25 protein-coding genes are annotated in these 12,239 nt (G+C 42.5%); all 25 read left to right on the plus strand.

What is annotated here, in order from left to right; genetic code table 11:
- Positions 1-21 precede the first annotated feature (21 nt).
- Genes tuf through rpmJ form a run of 25 tightly spaced genes read left to right on the plus strand, consistent with a single transcriptional unit; the run spans position 22 to position 12,239 of the window.
- Complete coding sequence (gene tuf / locus LZ23_RS07570; RefSeq protein ID WP_045212973.1) at positions 22-1,215, plus strand: elongation factor Tu; 1,194 nt, start codon at positions 22-24, stop codon at positions 1,213-1,215.
- Between the two features lie 4 nt (positions 1,216-1,219).
- Positions 1,220-1,537, plus strand: coding sequence for a 30S ribosomal protein S10 (gene rpsJ, locus LZ23_RS07575; protein ID WP_045212974.1), 318 nt, complete (start codon positions 1,220-1,222; stop codon positions 1,535-1,537).
- Between the two features lie 10 nt (positions 1,538-1,547).
- Positions 1,548-2,189: a 50S ribosomal protein L3 gene (rplC, locus tag LZ23_RS07580; protein WP_045212976.1), complete on the plus strand. Its 642-nt coding sequence runs from the start codon at positions 1,548-1,550 to the stop codon at positions 2,187-2,189.
- A 2-nt stretch (positions 2,190-2,191) separates the two neighbouring features.
- Positions 2,192-2,812, plus strand: a complete 621-nt coding sequence (rplD, locus tag LZ23_RS07585) for a 50S ribosomal protein L4 (protein ID WP_045212978.1) — start codon at positions 2,192-2,194, stop codon at positions 2,810-2,812.
- Positions 2,813-3,103, plus strand: a complete 291-nt coding sequence (gene rplW, locus LZ23_RS07590) for a 50S ribosomal protein L23 (RefSeq protein WP_045212980.1) — start codon at positions 2,813-2,815, stop codon at positions 3,101-3,103.
- 2 nt (positions 3,104-3,105) lie between these two features.
- Entirely contained in the window at positions 3,106-3,933 is an 828-nt protein-coding gene (gene rplB / locus LZ23_RS07595) for a 50S ribosomal protein L2 (protein WP_045212981.1), read from the plus strand.
- Positions 3,934-3,945: 12 nt separating this feature from the next.
- Positions 3,946-4,230: a 30S ribosomal protein S19 gene (gene rpsS / locus LZ23_RS07600; RefSeq protein WP_045212983.1), complete on the plus strand. Its 285-nt coding sequence runs from the start codon at positions 3,946-3,948 to the stop codon at positions 4,228-4,230.
- A gap of 17 nt (positions 4,231-4,247) precedes the next feature.
- Complete coding sequence (gene rplV, locus LZ23_RS07605) at positions 4,248-4,580, plus strand: 50S ribosomal protein L22 (RefSeq protein ID WP_045212985.1); 333 nt, start codon at positions 4,248-4,250, stop codon at positions 4,578-4,580.
- A 12-nt stretch (positions 4,581-4,592) separates the two neighbouring features.
- Positions 4,593-5,228 (plus strand): 30S ribosomal protein S3, encoded by a 636-nt coding sequence (gene rpsC, locus LZ23_RS07610; RefSeq protein ID WP_045212987.1) that lies wholly within the window; start codon positions 4,593-4,595, stop codon positions 5,226-5,228.
- 2 nt (positions 5,229-5,230) lie between these two features.
- A complete protein-coding gene (rplP, locus tag LZ23_RS07615) occupies positions 5,231-5,641 on the plus strand; it encodes a 50S ribosomal protein L16 (RefSeq protein ID WP_045212988.1) in 411 nt (136 codons plus the stop codon).
- Position 5,642: 1 nt separating this feature from the next.
- Positions 5,643-5,849, plus strand: a complete 207-nt coding sequence (rpmC, locus tag LZ23_RS07620; RefSeq protein WP_045212990.1) for a 50S ribosomal protein L29 — start codon at positions 5,643-5,645, stop codon at positions 5,847-5,849.
- On the plus strand, positions 5,824-6,108 hold the full coding sequence (gene rpsQ / locus LZ23_RS07625) for a 30S ribosomal protein S17 (protein ID WP_232300436.1): 285 nt from the start codon (positions 5,824-5,826) through the stop codon (positions 6,106-6,108). The genes rpmC and rpsQ overlap by 26 nt, the downstream gene beginning before the upstream one ends.
- Before the next feature lie 11 nt (positions 6,109-6,119).
- Complete coding sequence (gene rplN, locus LZ23_RS07630) at positions 6,120-6,488, plus strand: 50S ribosomal protein L14 (protein ID WP_045212993.1); 369 nt, start codon at positions 6,120-6,122, stop codon at positions 6,486-6,488.
- 10 nt (positions 6,489-6,498) lie between these two features.
- Positions 6,499-6,810, plus strand: coding sequence for a 50S ribosomal protein L24 (rplX, locus tag LZ23_RS07635; protein ID WP_045212995.1), 312 nt, complete (start codon positions 6,499-6,501; stop codon positions 6,808-6,810).
- A 13-nt stretch (positions 6,811-6,823) separates the two neighbouring features.
- Positions 6,824-7,363 (plus strand): 50S ribosomal protein L5, encoded by a 540-nt coding sequence (gene rplE / locus LZ23_RS07640; RefSeq protein ID WP_045212997.1) that lies wholly within the window; start codon positions 6,824-6,826, stop codon positions 7,361-7,363.
- Positions 7,364-7,374: 11 nt separating this feature from the next.
- A complete protein-coding gene (locus LZ23_RS23320; RefSeq protein ID WP_084590942.1) occupies positions 7,375-7,560 on the plus strand; it encodes a type Z 30S ribosomal protein S14 in 186 nt (61 codons plus the stop codon).
- 17 nt (positions 7,561-7,577) lie between these two features.
- The gene (rpsH, locus tag LZ23_RS07645) at positions 7,578-7,961 is read left to right on the plus strand and encodes a 30S ribosomal protein S8 (protein WP_045212998.1); all 384 of its coding nucleotides are present in this window, start codon (positions 7,578-7,580) and stop codon (positions 7,959-7,961) included.
- A 7-nt stretch (positions 7,962-7,968) separates the two neighbouring features.
- Positions 7,969-8,505 carry a 50S ribosomal protein L6 gene (gene rplF, locus LZ23_RS07650; RefSeq protein WP_045213000.1) on the plus strand — a complete coding sequence of 179 codons (537 nt, stop codon included), beginning with the start codon at positions 7,969-7,971 and terminating at the stop codon, positions 8,503-8,505.
- Positions 8,506-8,516: 11 nt separating this feature from the next.
- The gene (gene rplR / locus LZ23_RS07655; RefSeq protein ID WP_045213001.1) at positions 8,517-8,867 is read left to right on the plus strand and encodes a 50S ribosomal protein L18; all 351 of its coding nucleotides are present in this window, start codon (positions 8,517-8,519) and stop codon (positions 8,865-8,867) included.
- A 10-nt stretch (positions 8,868-8,877) separates the two neighbouring features.
- A complete protein-coding gene (gene rpsE / locus LZ23_RS07660; RefSeq protein ID WP_045213003.1) occupies positions 8,878-9,372 on the plus strand; it encodes a 30S ribosomal protein S5 in 495 nt (164 codons plus the stop codon).
- Positions 9,373-9,402: 30 nt separating this feature from the next.
- Positions 9,403-9,570 (plus strand): 50S ribosomal protein L30, encoded by a 168-nt coding sequence (gene rpmD / locus LZ23_RS07665; RefSeq protein ID WP_045213005.1) that lies wholly within the window; start codon positions 9,403-9,405, stop codon positions 9,568-9,570.
- A complete protein-coding gene (rplO, locus tag LZ23_RS07670) occupies positions 9,570-10,016 on the plus strand; it encodes a 50S ribosomal protein L15 (RefSeq protein ID WP_045213006.1) in 447 nt (148 codons plus the stop codon). The genes rpmD and rplO overlap by 1 nt, the downstream gene beginning before the upstream one ends.
- 4 nt (positions 10,017-10,020) lie before the next feature.
- Positions 10,021-11,334 carry a preprotein translocase subunit SecY gene (gene secY / locus LZ23_RS07675; RefSeq protein ID WP_045213008.1) on the plus strand — a complete coding sequence of 438 codons (1,314 nt, stop codon included), beginning with the start codon at positions 10,021-10,023 and terminating at the stop codon, positions 11,332-11,334.
- Positions 11,335-11,337: 3 nt separating this feature from the next.
- The gene (gene map / locus LZ23_RS07680) at positions 11,338-12,120 is read left to right on the plus strand and encodes a type I methionyl aminopeptidase (protein ID WP_045213009.1); all 783 of its coding nucleotides are present in this window, start codon (positions 11,338-11,340) and stop codon (positions 12,118-12,120) included.
- Positions 12,121-12,125: 5 nt separating this feature from the next.
- The gene (gene rpmJ / locus LZ23_RS23325; protein ID WP_084590943.1) at positions 12,126-12,239 is read left to right on the plus strand and encodes a 50S ribosomal protein L36; all 114 of its coding nucleotides are present in this window, start codon (positions 12,126-12,128) and stop codon (positions 12,237-12,239) included.

Here is a 12,239-nt window from a genome sequence, read left to right on the forward strand (position 1 = left end):
AAAAGTTAACAGGGGGAAGAGATGGGAAAGGCAAAATTTGAGCGGAAAAAACCGCATGTTAATATCGGCACTGTAGGCCACATCGATCATGGTAAAACCACCCTGACAGCAGCCATAACTAAGGTTTTGAGCATGAAGGGCGGAGGCAGTTTTGTAGCTTTTGATCAGATTGACAAGGCCCCTGAAGAAAAGGAACGAGGCATCACCATAGCAACTGCTCACGTAGAGTACGAGTCCGACAATCGTCACTACGCTCATGTGGACTGCCCGGGTCACGCCGACTACATCAAAAACATGATTACAGGTGCAGCACAGATGGACGGTGCCATTCTGGTGGTAGCAGCCACAGATGGTCCTATGCCCCAGACAAGAGAGCACATCCTTCTTGCCCGTCAGGTAGGTGTTCCCAGTCTTGTAGTTTTTCTGAACAAGGTAGACCTTGTTGATGATCCAGAACTTCTTGAACTGGTAGAACTTGAAGTGCGCGAACTTTTGACAAAGTATGGATTTCCCGGAGACGATACACCTGTAATACACGGCAGCGCCCTGAAGGCTCTTGAGACAGAAGATTCCGGTTCAGAAGAAGCCAAGTGCATTCATGAGCTTGTAGAAGCCTGCGACACATTTATACCTGAGCCTGAGCGCGACATTGACAGGCCATTTTTGATGCCCATTGAAGATGTCTTTTCCATATCCGGTCGCGGTACGGTAGTGACCGGCCGAGTGGAGCGTGGCATCATCAAGGTAGGCGAAGAGGTTGAGATTGTGGGCATGAAAGACACCACCAAGACAGTTTGCACAGGTGTTGAAATGTTCCGCAAGATTCTTGATCAGGGTCAGGCTGGTGATAATGTGGGAGTACTTCTTCGGGGCATCAAGCGAGATGATGTAGAACGCGGGCAGGTTCTTGCAGCGCCCAAGTCCATAACCCCTCATCGTCGTTTCAAGGCCGAAGTATATGTACTGAGCAAGGAAGAAGGTGGACGTCATACGCCGTTTTTCGGTGGTTACCGTCCCCAGTTTTATTTCCGTACCACCGACGTAACCGGTGTAGTGACACTGCCTGAAGGTGTGGAAATGATAATGCCCGGAGACAATACAACATTTGATGTTGAGATGATAGCGCCAATAGCCATGGAACCAGGACTGCGCTTTGCAATTCGTGAAGGCGGCAGAACAGTGGGCGCAGGCGTTGTGTCTGAAATTACGGAGTAATATAATGGTTACCATGAACAGTGAAAGAATCAGAATTAAGCTGCGTGCATACGATTACCGTATTCTGGATAAAGCGGTAGCTGAGATTGTTGATTCAGCCAAGAATACCGGTGCCGGAGTTGCAGGACCGATACCTTTACCCACCAGGGTTCACAAATACACAGTAAACAAGTCGGTACATGTAGACAAAAAATCCAGAGAACAGTTTGAAATGAGGGTGCACAAAAGATTGCTGGACATTCTTGAGCCAACGCAACAGACAGTTGATTCATTAGGCAAACTTAACCTTCCAGCTGGAGTTGATGTAGAAATCAAGCTATAGGTAGGAAATCATGAAACGAACATTAGGTATTATCGGAAAAAAGCTTGGAATGACCAGTTTGTTTGCCGACGACGGAACAATGATTCCAGTCACTGTCATCCAGGCAGGACCATGTCCTGTTGTCCAGAAAAAAATTAAGGACAAAGATGGATATAATGCTATACAGGTTGGATTTGACGCAATACCCGGTCATAAATTGACAAAGCCCCAAAAGGGCCATCAGTCCATTCAGGATAAAGGCTATTTTCGTGTTCTGCGAGAATTTGCTCTGGACAGTGTTGATGATTATGAACCCGGTCAAGAGCTGACTGCAGATATGTTTAAGGCAGGAGATCGAGTACGCCTCACAGCAACATCCAAAGGCAAGGGCTTTGCTGGTGCTATGAAGAGATGGAATTTTGCAGGACTGCCTGCTTCTCATGGACATGAAAAGGTACACAGATCGACTGGAGCAATAGGGCAATGTGCTTATCCCGGTAAAGTATTCAAGGGAAAAAAAATGCCCGGACAAATGGGCAACGCCAGGGTAACACTGACAAACTCAGAAATAGTCGCTGTCAGACCTGCAGATAATGTAATTATTGTAAAGGGACAGGTTCCAGGACCTACCAACGGAATAGTTGTCCTGCGCAGAAAAAATCAGGGTGAATAAAAATGATTAATGCGAAAGTATACTCCAAAGATAACCAGGAAGTTGAAGATATTCAGCTGGTGGAAGAAGTTTTTTCTGTAGGAGTCAAGCCTGAGATACTACATCAGGCAGTTAGGGCACATCTGGCAGCAATTCGCTCCGGCACCGCACAGGTCAAGAACAGAGCAGCCATAACCGGCGGAGGACGTAAGCCCTGGAGACAAAAGGGTACCGGCAGGGCAAGAGCTGGATCAGGAAGGTCTCCATTGTGGAGAGGAGGAGCAATCACTCATGGTCCTCAAGCAAGAGACTATTCTTTCAAACTCAATAAAAAAGTACGAAAGCTTGCTCTTAAAATGGCTCTGACTTCACGATTGGTTGAAGATAAACTCAAGATAGTTGATGATCTTGAAATGTCTGAAATCAAGACCAAAAATTTTGTTCAGATAAAAAATGACCTGAATCTAAAAAAACCCTTGATTGTTACAGGTAAAAGGTATAACAATCTCGAGCTTTCGGCAAGAAACGTTCAGGATGCTCAAGTCGTCACTCAAGACTCTATAAACGTCTATGATATTTTACGGCACAAAGAGCTGGTGCTGGACAAACAGGCGGTTAACGCTCTTCAGGAAAGGTTAAGTTAGATGAACAAGACTCAAGTACTTATTAAACCACAAGTGTCTGAAAAAGCACAGACTATAAAAGATTTCTATAACAAGGTCGCTTTTATAGTACATCCTGATGCCAATAAGTATCAGGTCAAGGAAGCTGTGGAGTCTATGTTTAATGTTAAGGTTGATAGCGTACATATAGTCCGAAGACGACCTGTTACCCGAAAGAGATTTGGAAGAGTAACAGGGCAGGAGTCAGGTTTTAAGAAGGCTTACGTATCTCTTGCCTCCGGTGAAAAAATTGAATTTTTTGAAGGGGTATAATCATGGCTATCATAAAATTAAAACCTACATCACCGGGTAGAAGATTTCAAACTGTATCTGACTTTAATGAGATCACTACCAGAGAACCGGAAAGGTCACTTACCAGGGGAATGTCCAAAAAAAGTGGCAGAAATTCCTACGGAAGAATTACGTCACGCAGGCGTGGTGGTGGCAGTAAACGTCGATACAGAATAATTGATTTCAAAAGAAACAAGCCGGGAGTACCAGCCAAAGTTGTTTCTATAGAGTATGACCCCAATAGAAGTGCGCGCATAGCATTACTCTCATATGCTGATGGCGAAAAGAGATATATTCTCTGTCCAGTGGGTTTAAAGGTTGGCTCGGTAGTTCAGTCAGGCGAAAAAGTTGATATCCAGCCTGGTAATGCATTGCCTCTTAAGAGCATTCCTATAGGCACAGTCATTCATAATATTGAATTGACTCCTGGAAGGGGAGGTCAAATGGCAAGATCAGCAGGAACCTATGCTCAGCTTGTTGCCAAGGAAGGAAAGTATGCTCTGGTAAAGTTGCCGTCCGGTGAAGTGAGAAACGTATTGTCCGCAAATGTAGCTTCAATAGGTCAGGTTGGTAATGTTGAGCATGAGAATATTTCACTCGGTAAAGCAGGACGCAACAGATGGCTTGGCAGGAGACCAAAGGTCAGAGGCGTGGCCATGAATCCAATAGATCATCCTCTTGGTGGCGGTGAAGGAAAAAGCTCAGGAGGCAGACATCCCTGCTCACCATGGGGAATGCCTGCCAAAGGTTATAAAACCAGAAGCAGGACTAAAGCATCCAACCGTTTGATTATCAAGAAGAGAACAAAATAAACAGGAGATACCATGCCTAGATCAGTAAAAAAAGGTCCATTTGTAGACGATCATCTTCTGAAAAAAGTCCAGGTTGCCAATGATCAGAGAAGTAGAAAAGTTATAAAAACCTGGTCCAGACGTTCAACAATTATTCCAGAGATGGTTGGACTGACTTTTGCTGTGCACAACGGAAGAAAATTTATACCAGTTTTTGCCACTGAAAATATGGTTGGTCATAAACTTGGAGAGTTTGCTCCCACAAGAACTTTTTATACTCACGCCGGAGACCGTAAAAGTCAGGCTAAACGCAAATAACTAACCCGAGAAATCTTATGGAAACTAAAGCTATAGCGAGACACATTAGAATATCGCCCCGAAAAGCCCGACTGGTTGCTGCCAATATTCAGGGTGAACACATAGAAAATGCACTCAATATTCTCAAATTTACTCCCAAGAAGGCTGCTGGAATTATAAGTAAGGTGTTACATTCAGCTCTTGCCAACGCAGAACAGAATTACAGCTTGGATATAGACAACTTGTACGTCAAGCAGGTCCGGATTGATGAAGGCCCTACATGGAAAAGAATTAAGCCCAGAGCTATGGGCAGGGCCAACAGAATTCTTAAAAGAACCAGTCATATTACAGTAATAGTTGATGAGCTATAGGAGGTAAGCGTCTTGGGTCAGAAGGTACATCCATATGGATTTCGCGTAGGTTACAATAAGAACTGGCTTTCCAGATGGTTCAGCAGTTCCAATTATGCCACATACGTATACGAAGATAAAAAGATTCGCGATTATGTAAAGTCCAGGCTTTATCATGCAGGTATTTCCAGAGTTGAAATTGAGAGAGCTGCAGGCAACATTACTTTGAAAATTCTCACATCAAGGCCGGGTATAGTAATCGGGCGTAAAGGTGTTGAGATTGAAAAACTCAAAAGTGATCTCAAAAATAAATTTGGCAGCGATTTTACTCTCGAAGTAAATGAGGTTCGTCGCCCTGAAACTGACGCACAACTGGTTGCTGAAAACATTGCACTACAACTGGAACGAAGAGTAGCATTCAGAAGAGCAATGAAGAGATCCATCAGTCTTTCCATAAAGTTTGGAGCACAAGGAATAAAAATATCCTGTGCTGGAAGACTTGGTGGTGCTGAGATAGCCAGAACTGAGTGGCAACGTGAAGGCAGGGTGCCCTTGCATACGCTGCGGGCTGATATTGATTATGGCTACGCCACTGCCAAGACCACTTATGGTATTATCGGAGTTAAAGTCTGGATCTATAAAGGCGATATACTCAACGAGGTGAAATAAAAATGCTTAGCCCAAAAAAAGTAAAATTCAGAAAGCAGCACAAAGGCCGAATAAAAGGCAAAGCTCAAAAAGGTTCAGAGATCAGCTTTGGTGATATCGGCCTGAAAGCAGTAGAACCGGGTAAGATTACTAATCAACAGATAGAATCTGCTCGTATAGCAATGATGAGGCACATAAAACGAGGTGGTAAAGTATATATCAGAATTTTTCCGGATAAACCCATTACTGCCAAGCCTGCTGAGACTAGACAAGGTAAAGGAAAGGGCTCACCAGTCGGCTGGTGTGCTCCGGTCAAACCTGGCAGGATGCTCTATGAAATACGTGGAGTCAGCATTGAACTAGCCAAAGAGGCATTAAAAAGAGCTTCATATAAATTACCTGTCAAAACAGTGATTGTTGAGAAGGAGTGGTAATATGAAGCCCCAGGATATCAGAGAACTATCAGCATCAGAACGGCAGGAAAAACTGCACGACTTTAACCGTGAGCTTTTTAACCTCAGGTTTCAACATGCAACAGCCCAGCTTGAAAATACACAGAGGCTGTCTCAGGTTCGTAAGACTATAGCACGAATCCAAACGATTATCAGAGAAAAGAATGAAGGTACAGGCCATGGAAACTAGCTCTAAACAACTTGGTAATAAAAGAAAACTTGTTGGTTTTGTGGTGAGCGATAAGTGTGAAAAAACAATTGTAGTAACTGTTGAGACGCTTATCAAACACCCTCACCTGAAAAAATATATCAAACGCAAGAAAAAATTTATGGCCCATGATCCAGAGAACCAATGCTCTATAGGTGATAAAGTTCAGATAATTGAACACCGTCCAATTAGCGCCAGAAAAAAATGGCACCTTAACAAAGTAATTGAAAAGGCAGTCTAAGGGTAAAATAAATGATTCAGGTACAAACAATATTAGATGTCGCCGACAATTCCGGGGCTAAGAAAGTTGGGTGTGTCAAGGTACTTGGCGGAAGTAAACGTCGATATGCGTCTATTGGAGATATAATTGTTATATCTGTCAAGGATGCCATGCCACACGCCAAAGTTAAAAAGGGTGAAGTTTATAAAGCTGTCATAGTCAGAACCAAAAAAGAAATTGGAAGACCCGATGGATCGCACATACGCTTTGACAATAACTCAGCTGTACTTTTAAACAAAAGTATGGAGCCCATCGGAACAAGAATATTTGGCCCTGTTGCGAGAGAGTTACGAGCCAAAAACTTCATGAAGATTGTTTCACTTGCTCCTGAGGTGCTCTAAGGAGATAGTTATGAAAATACGAAATAATGATAAAGTAATGATTATTTCCGGCAAGGATAAAACCAAGGTCGGAAAAGTCTTGAAAATATTGAAATCCAAAAACAAGGTACTTGTTGAAGGGCTGAATAAAGTAAAAAAGCACGTTAAGCCCAATCCATACAAAAATGAGCAGGGCGGAATTAAGGACAATGAAAGTCCCATAGATATTTCTAATGTAAAAGTAGTATGTGATGCCTGTACTCTGCCTACCAAAATAGGATACAGATATACAGAAGACGGTAAAAAAATGCGTTATTGCAAAAAGTGCGACGAAAACTTCTAATGAGGTTGACAAAATGATCAGGTTGGAAAAATTATTCCGTGAAGATATATCTCCCAAGCTTCATAAAGAGTTTAGCTACAAATCAACGATGCAGATACCTGTAGTAAAAAAGGTTCATTTGAATATGGGACTTGGAGAAGGTAGCCAGAATAACAAGCTTATCCAGGATGCCATGAATGAACTTACTCTTATTGCAGGTCAGAAGGCTGTAATTACAAGGGCAAAAAAGTCAATAGCAGCGTTTAAACTGCGAGAAGGAATGCCGGTAGGGTGTACAGTTACCTTGAGAAGGAGCAGAATGTGGTCTTTTCTCGATAAGTTGCTGAACGTTGCCTTGCCGCGTGTACGAGATTTTCGCGGGGTACCTGATCGCGGCTTTGATGGAAGGGGTAACTTTACTATGGGAATTAAAGAACATACCATATTTCCTGAAATCAATCTTGATAAAATAGAACGTGCTAAAGGTATGAATATAACCATGGTAACATCCGCTCAAACCGATAAGGAAGGCAAAACCCTGCTGACCATGCTGGGCATGCCCTTTAAAAAGTAAGGAGAATCGTTTTGACCAGAACATCATTAATGGTAAAATCAAAGCGCAAACAAAAGTTTTCATCCCGCAGGTACAATAGATGTCCCATATGCGGTCGTCCTCGCGCTTACATGCGTAAGTTCGGAATATGTAGAATCTGTTTTCGTAATATGTCCCTGGCTGGTGAACTTCCAGGCGTCCGAAAATCCAGTTGGTAGTCAGAGAGGAAAAAACAATGCCAGTAGTAGATCCCATAGCGGATATGTTAACCAGAATACGCAACAGCCATATGGCGTTACATAAAAAAGTCCATATACCTGTCAGCAAGATCAAGTCATCTATTGTAGAGATACTTGCCAGTGAAGGCTTTATTACCAATTACGCTGTGCAGGACAAAGAGATAGTAATTGACTTAAAATATGTTGATACAAAACCTGTAGTAAGAGGCATAAAAAAAATCAGCAAGCCAGGGCGCAGAGTGTATGTACCAGCGTCTGAAATTCCAGCAGTTCGTAATGGTCTGGGAATCTGTATAGTATCAACATCAAAGGGAATTCTTGAAGGCAGCGAAGCCCGTAAACAAAATGTGGGCGGTGAGCTCATCTGTGAAATATGGTAGGTAAGATATGTCACGCATAGGAAAAGAACCAATTAAAGTACCTCAGGGTGTAGAAATCAAGATTGCTAAAGATGCAATTAAGGTAAAAGGACCCAAAGGAGAATTGACGGTAGCAGTTCATCCAAAAATTGAGGTCAATTATGAAAATGATACTATCCAGCTTGAAAGAGTTGATAACAGTAGAATTGCCAGAGAACAGTACGGTCTGCGCAGAACTCTTCTGAATAATGCAGTTATCGGTGTTCACAAGGGATTTGAAAAAACTCTGGAGGTGCTTGGTGTCGGCTATAAGGTTGATCTGCAGGGCAAAACTATTGTGCTCAATGTCGGCTATTCTCATCCGGTCAAGATTGATCTTCCCAAGGGAATTGATGCCAAAATAGAAAAGAGCAAGATAACACTCAGCGGGATTGACAAACAGGGAGTCGGCGAACTTGCTGCTGTTATCAGACGAGTACGGCCACCAGAACCTTATAAAGGCAAAGGCATCAAATATGAAAACGAACAGATCAGACGCAAAGCCGGCAAATCCGGTGGCAAATAGCGGGTGAATAAATGAATATTTCAAAGAAACAATCCAGAGCCAAGAGAAAAATCCGCATCAGAAAAAAAATCAGCGGAACACAGGCAAGACCGAGATTGGTGGTATTCAGGTCCAATAAACATATATATGCGCAGCTGATTGATGATGAAAAAGCCCATACCATCGCCTCATCTTCTTCAATGGAACTTGAAGGAGATAACCGATTGACCATTGAGACTGCCAAAAATGTCGGCAAAACAATTGCTGAAAAGGCCAGAGGCCAAAACGTAGAGACAGTAGTCTTTGACCGAAACGGTTATTATTATCACGGACGTGTAAAAGCATTGGCAGATGGTGCCAGAGAAATGGGTTTAAAATTCTAAGAGGTATTAAATGCAGCAGAATGACTTGGAGCTTGTAGAAAAAATTGTTCATCTGAACCGGGTTGCAAAAGTTGTAAAAGGTGGAAGAAGGTTCCGCTTTAGTGCTCTGGTTGTTGTTGGAGATGGTAAGGGCTCACTTGGTTATGGGCTTGGAAAGGCCAACCAGGTACCTGATGCCATCAGAAAAGCTACAGATAAAGCAAAGAAAAATATGGTTACCGTTGCAGTTGCAGGTTCAACACTTCCATTTCAGGTTACAGGAGCTTATGGTGCTGCCAGAGTGCTTTTAAAACCCGCTGGGGCTGGTACAGGCATAATAGCCGGGGGACCTGTAAGGGCAGCCATGGAAGCCATTGGTGTTAAAAATGTGCTAACAAAAGCAATCGGCACCAATAATCCACATAATGTCATCAAGGCTACAATTCAGGGCCTGAAAAATATGACCAATCCTGAAACAGTTTCCCGACTGCGTGGTAAGACTGTTGAATATGCTGAAGTAAAATAACCCGAATTTTATCCGGCAGGAGAGAACTCAATGAAAGTCAAACTTATTAAAAGCTACATCGGCCTTAAGCCGGATCAGAAAAAAACATTACGTGCACTTGGCCTTAGGAAATTGCATCAGACCATTGAGGCTCCTGACAATAAATGCATAGAAGGCATGGTCCGAAAAGTCAGTAAATTTGTCGAGGTGATAAAATAATGAACATACATGATTTACAACCTTTTGCCGAGGAGACTCGTGAGCGCAAAAGGCTTGGTAGAGGACCAGGAAGTGGTCTCGGGAAAACATCAGGAAAGGGACACAAAGGCCAAAGATCGCGAGCAGGTGCAAGCATACCTGCAGGCTTTGAAGGCGGACAAATGCCTTTACAGAGAAGACTCCCTAAAAGAGGTTTTAAAAATCCTTTTCAGGTCAAATATACTCCGGTCAATCTAAAGCAGATTGTGCAACAGTTTTCTGATAGTCAGGAAGTAACCATAGAAGATTTTTATACTTCAGGATTATGTCCTAAGAACTATCCAGTCAAAGTGCTTGCAGACGGTGATTTGAACAATGCAATTACAGTTACTGCACATAAATTCAGTAAATCCGCTTTGGATAAGATTATTAAAGCCGGCGGAAAAGCAATTTCTTTAGAAGGTTAGGTAAGTGGCAAAGCAAACTAAAGCTGGAGAGTCAGGACTTAAAGAGTTACGCAATAAGGTACTGTTTACTTTTTTATTGCTGGCTGTATACAGGATAGGCGTACATATTCCCTTACCTGGAGTTGACGGAGAAGCTCTATCTGATTTTTTCGCCACTGCACAAAATACCCTGTTTGGGCTGTTTGATATGTTTGCTGGCGGAGGTCTGAAGAATTTCTCCATTTTTGCATTGGGTATAATGCCTTACATTTCAGCATCTATTATAATGCAGCTTTTAACGGTGGTAAGTCCTACACTTTCCAAGTGGAAAAAGGAAGAAGGAGAGGCTGGCAGAAAAAAGATTACCCAATGGACAAGATATGGCACGGTTATGATTACTGTTGTGCAGGGAATGGGTATATCCATAGGTCTTGAAAATATGACCAGTCCAGCAGGAGCATCGATAGTAATGGAAGCCGGCTGGGGATTCAGGCTTACGACTATAATGACCCTTACCTCCGGAACCATTTTTATTATGTGGCTTGGTGAGAGGATTACTGCAAGAGGACTTGGCAACGGCATATCCCTCATAATATTTGCAGGAATTGTAGCAGGACTTCCAGGAGCATTGTCCAACTCTTTTCAGCTTCTATCAGCAGGTGAAGTTACACTGTTTGTTGCGCTGTTTATTCTTGCAATAATAGTTGGAGTATTGCTTGCCATTGTATATGTCGAAAGGGCTCAAAGGCGACTTCCCATACACTATGCCAAACGTATGATGGGTCGCAAAATGTATGGAGGACAAACCAGTCACCTGCCTCTAAAATTGAATACTGCCGGAGTTATTCCAGCAATTTTTGCGTCATCAATATTAATGTTCCCGGCAACCATAGCCAGCTTTTCACAGGCTGACTGGTTAAATGTAGTATCCAACAATTTGATGCCTGATTCATTAGTTTATAATATATTCTTTGTTGCCCTGATTGTATTTTTCTGCTTTTTCTATACAGCTATAATTTTTGACCCTAAAGATATTGCTGAAAATCTCAAAAAGCAGGGCGGCTTTATCCCAGGGATCAGGCCTGGTTTAAAGACCAAAGAATATATTGATCGTGTACTTTCCAGACTTACGTTCTCTGGTGCGATTTACATGTCACTGGTATGTGTCTTGCCTGTGTTCATGATTAGAGAATTTAACGTACCTTTTTACTACGGAGGTACAGCCCTGCTAATTGTTGTGGCTGTAGCCATGGACACCATGGCTCAATTTCAGTCACACCTGATTTCACGCCATTATGAGGGCTTGATGACTAAGACAAGAATTAAAGGTAGAAGATAGTTTTTGAAGAAGCTTCGCGGAATATTTATTAAGAATGATTACGAAATTGGCTTGCTCAGAGAGGCAAATGCCATAGTCTCATATGTTCTGGACCGAATCGAAGAAAAAATTGAGCCAGGCATTACAACAATGGATCTTGAAGAGTTAGCCAATGATTTGTGCAGGCAGTTTAAAGTTATTCCTGCTTTCAAGGGTTATCAGGGTTTTCCGTATACCCTTTGCTGTTCTCTAAATGATGTTATTGTTCATGGCTTCCCAGACCACACCAAACTTAAAGATGGCGATATACTTAGTATAGATATGGGAGTCCAGTTCAAAGGTTTTTTTGGCGATTCTGCAAGAACGTTTGCAGTAGGAACTGTAAGCCAGGATGCCCGCAAAGTTATGGCAACTACACGATCAGCATTATACAAAGGTATTGAAAAGGCTGTTCCTGGCAACAATTTGTATGAAATATCTGCAGCAATCCAGGCACATGCTGAAGCCAATGAATGTGGAATAATTAAAAGGTTTGTAGGTCATGGTATTGGCGCGAGTTTACATGAAAAACCTGAAATCCCTAACTTTGTCCCTAAAAAGACTAACAGAGTTATTTTGAAAAAAGGAATGGTCATTGCCATAGAGCCAATGCTTTCACTTGGAAGTGACGAAGTTGTGATAATGCCTGATAGGTGGACAGCCAAAACCAAAGACAACAGTCTTTCAGCTCACTACGAACATAGTGTGGCAATCACGAGCGACGGACCGGAAATTTTGAGCGTTTCAAAACAGGAATTTGGGAGATAGATGTCATGAAGGTAAGACCATCTGTAAAAAAAATGTGCGCTAAATGCAAGATCATCAGGCGCAATGGAGTATTGAGAATAATCTGTGAAAATCCTCGTCATAAGCAGAGACAAGGATAG

The sequence above is a fragment of the Desulfonatronovibrio magnus genome (genome assembly GCF_000934755.1).
Lineage (GTDB): Bacteria > Desulfobacterota > Desulfovibrionia > Desulfovibrionales > Desulfonatronovibrionaceae > Desulfonatronovibrio > Desulfonatronovibrio magnus.

Bases quoted from the DNA above. Each gene is read 5' to 3' on its own strand.
- tuf (WP_045212973.1), top strand. From the start codon at position 22: ATGGGAAAGGCAAAATTTGAGCGGAAAAAACCGCATGTTAATATCGGC.
- rpsJ (WP_045212974.1), top strand. From the start codon at position 1,220: ATGGTTACCATGAACAGTGAAAGAATCAGAATTAAGCTGCGTGCATAC.
- rplC (WP_045212976.1), top strand. From the start codon at position 1,548: ATGAAACGAACATTAGGTATTATCGGAAAAAAGCTTGGAATGACCAGT.
- rplD (WP_045212978.1), top strand. From the start codon at position 2,192: ATGATTAATGCGAAAGTATACTCCAAAGATAACCAGGAAGTTGAAGAT.
- rplW (WP_045212980.1), top strand. From the start codon at position 2,813: ATGAACAAGACTCAAGTACTTATTAAACCACAAGTGTCTGAAAAAGCA.
- rplB (WP_045212981.1), top strand. From the start codon at position 3,106: ATGGCTATCATAAAATTAAAACCTACATCACCGGGTAGAAGATTTCAA.
- rpsS (WP_045212983.1), top strand. From the start codon at position 3,946: ATGCCTAGATCAGTAAAAAAAGGTCCATTTGTAGACGATCATCTTCTG.
- rplV (WP_045212985.1), top strand. From the start codon at position 4,248: ATGGAAACTAAAGCTATAGCGAGACACATTAGAATATCGCCCCGAAAA.
- rplP (WP_045212988.1), top strand. From the start codon at position 5,231: ATGCTTAGCCCAAAAAAAGTAAAATTCAGAAAGCAGCACAAAGGCCGA.
- rpmC (WP_045212990.1), top strand. From the start codon at position 5,643: ATGAAGCCCCAGGATATCAGAGAACTATCAGCATCAGAACGGCAGGAA.
- rpsQ (WP_232300436.1), top strand. From the start codon at position 5,824: ATGAAGGTACAGGCCATGGAAACTAGCTCTAAACAACTTGGTAATAAA.
- rplN (WP_045212993.1), top strand. From the start codon at position 6,120: ATGATTCAGGTACAAACAATATTAGATGTCGCCGACAATTCCGGGGCT.
- rplX (WP_045212995.1), top strand. From the start codon at position 6,499: ATGAAAATACGAAATAATGATAAAGTAATGATTATTTCCGGCAAGGAT.
- rplE (WP_045212997.1), top strand. From the start codon at position 6,824: ATGATCAGGTTGGAAAAATTATTCCGTGAAGATATATCTCCCAAGCTT.
- rpsH (WP_045212998.1), top strand. From the start codon at position 7,578: ATGCCAGTAGTAGATCCCATAGCGGATATGTTAACCAGAATACGCAAC.
- rplF (WP_045213000.1), top strand. From the start codon at position 7,969: ATGTCACGCATAGGAAAAGAACCAATTAAAGTACCTCAGGGTGTAGAA.
- rplR (WP_045213001.1), top strand. From the start codon at position 8,517: ATGAATATTTCAAAGAAACAATCCAGAGCCAAGAGAAAAATCCGCATC.
- rpsE (WP_045213003.1), top strand. From the start codon at position 8,878: ATGCAGCAGAATGACTTGGAGCTTGTAGAAAAAATTGTTCATCTGAAC.
- rpmD (WP_045213005.1), top strand. From the start codon at position 9,403: ATGAAAGTCAAACTTATTAAAAGCTACATCGGCCTTAAGCCGGATCAG.
- rplO (WP_045213006.1), top strand. From the start codon at position 9,570: ATGAACATACATGATTTACAACCTTTTGCCGAGGAGACTCGTGAGCGC.
- rpmJ (WP_084590943.1), top strand. From the start codon at position 12,126: ATGAAGGTAAGACCATCTGTAAAAAAAATGTGCGCTAAATGCAAGATC.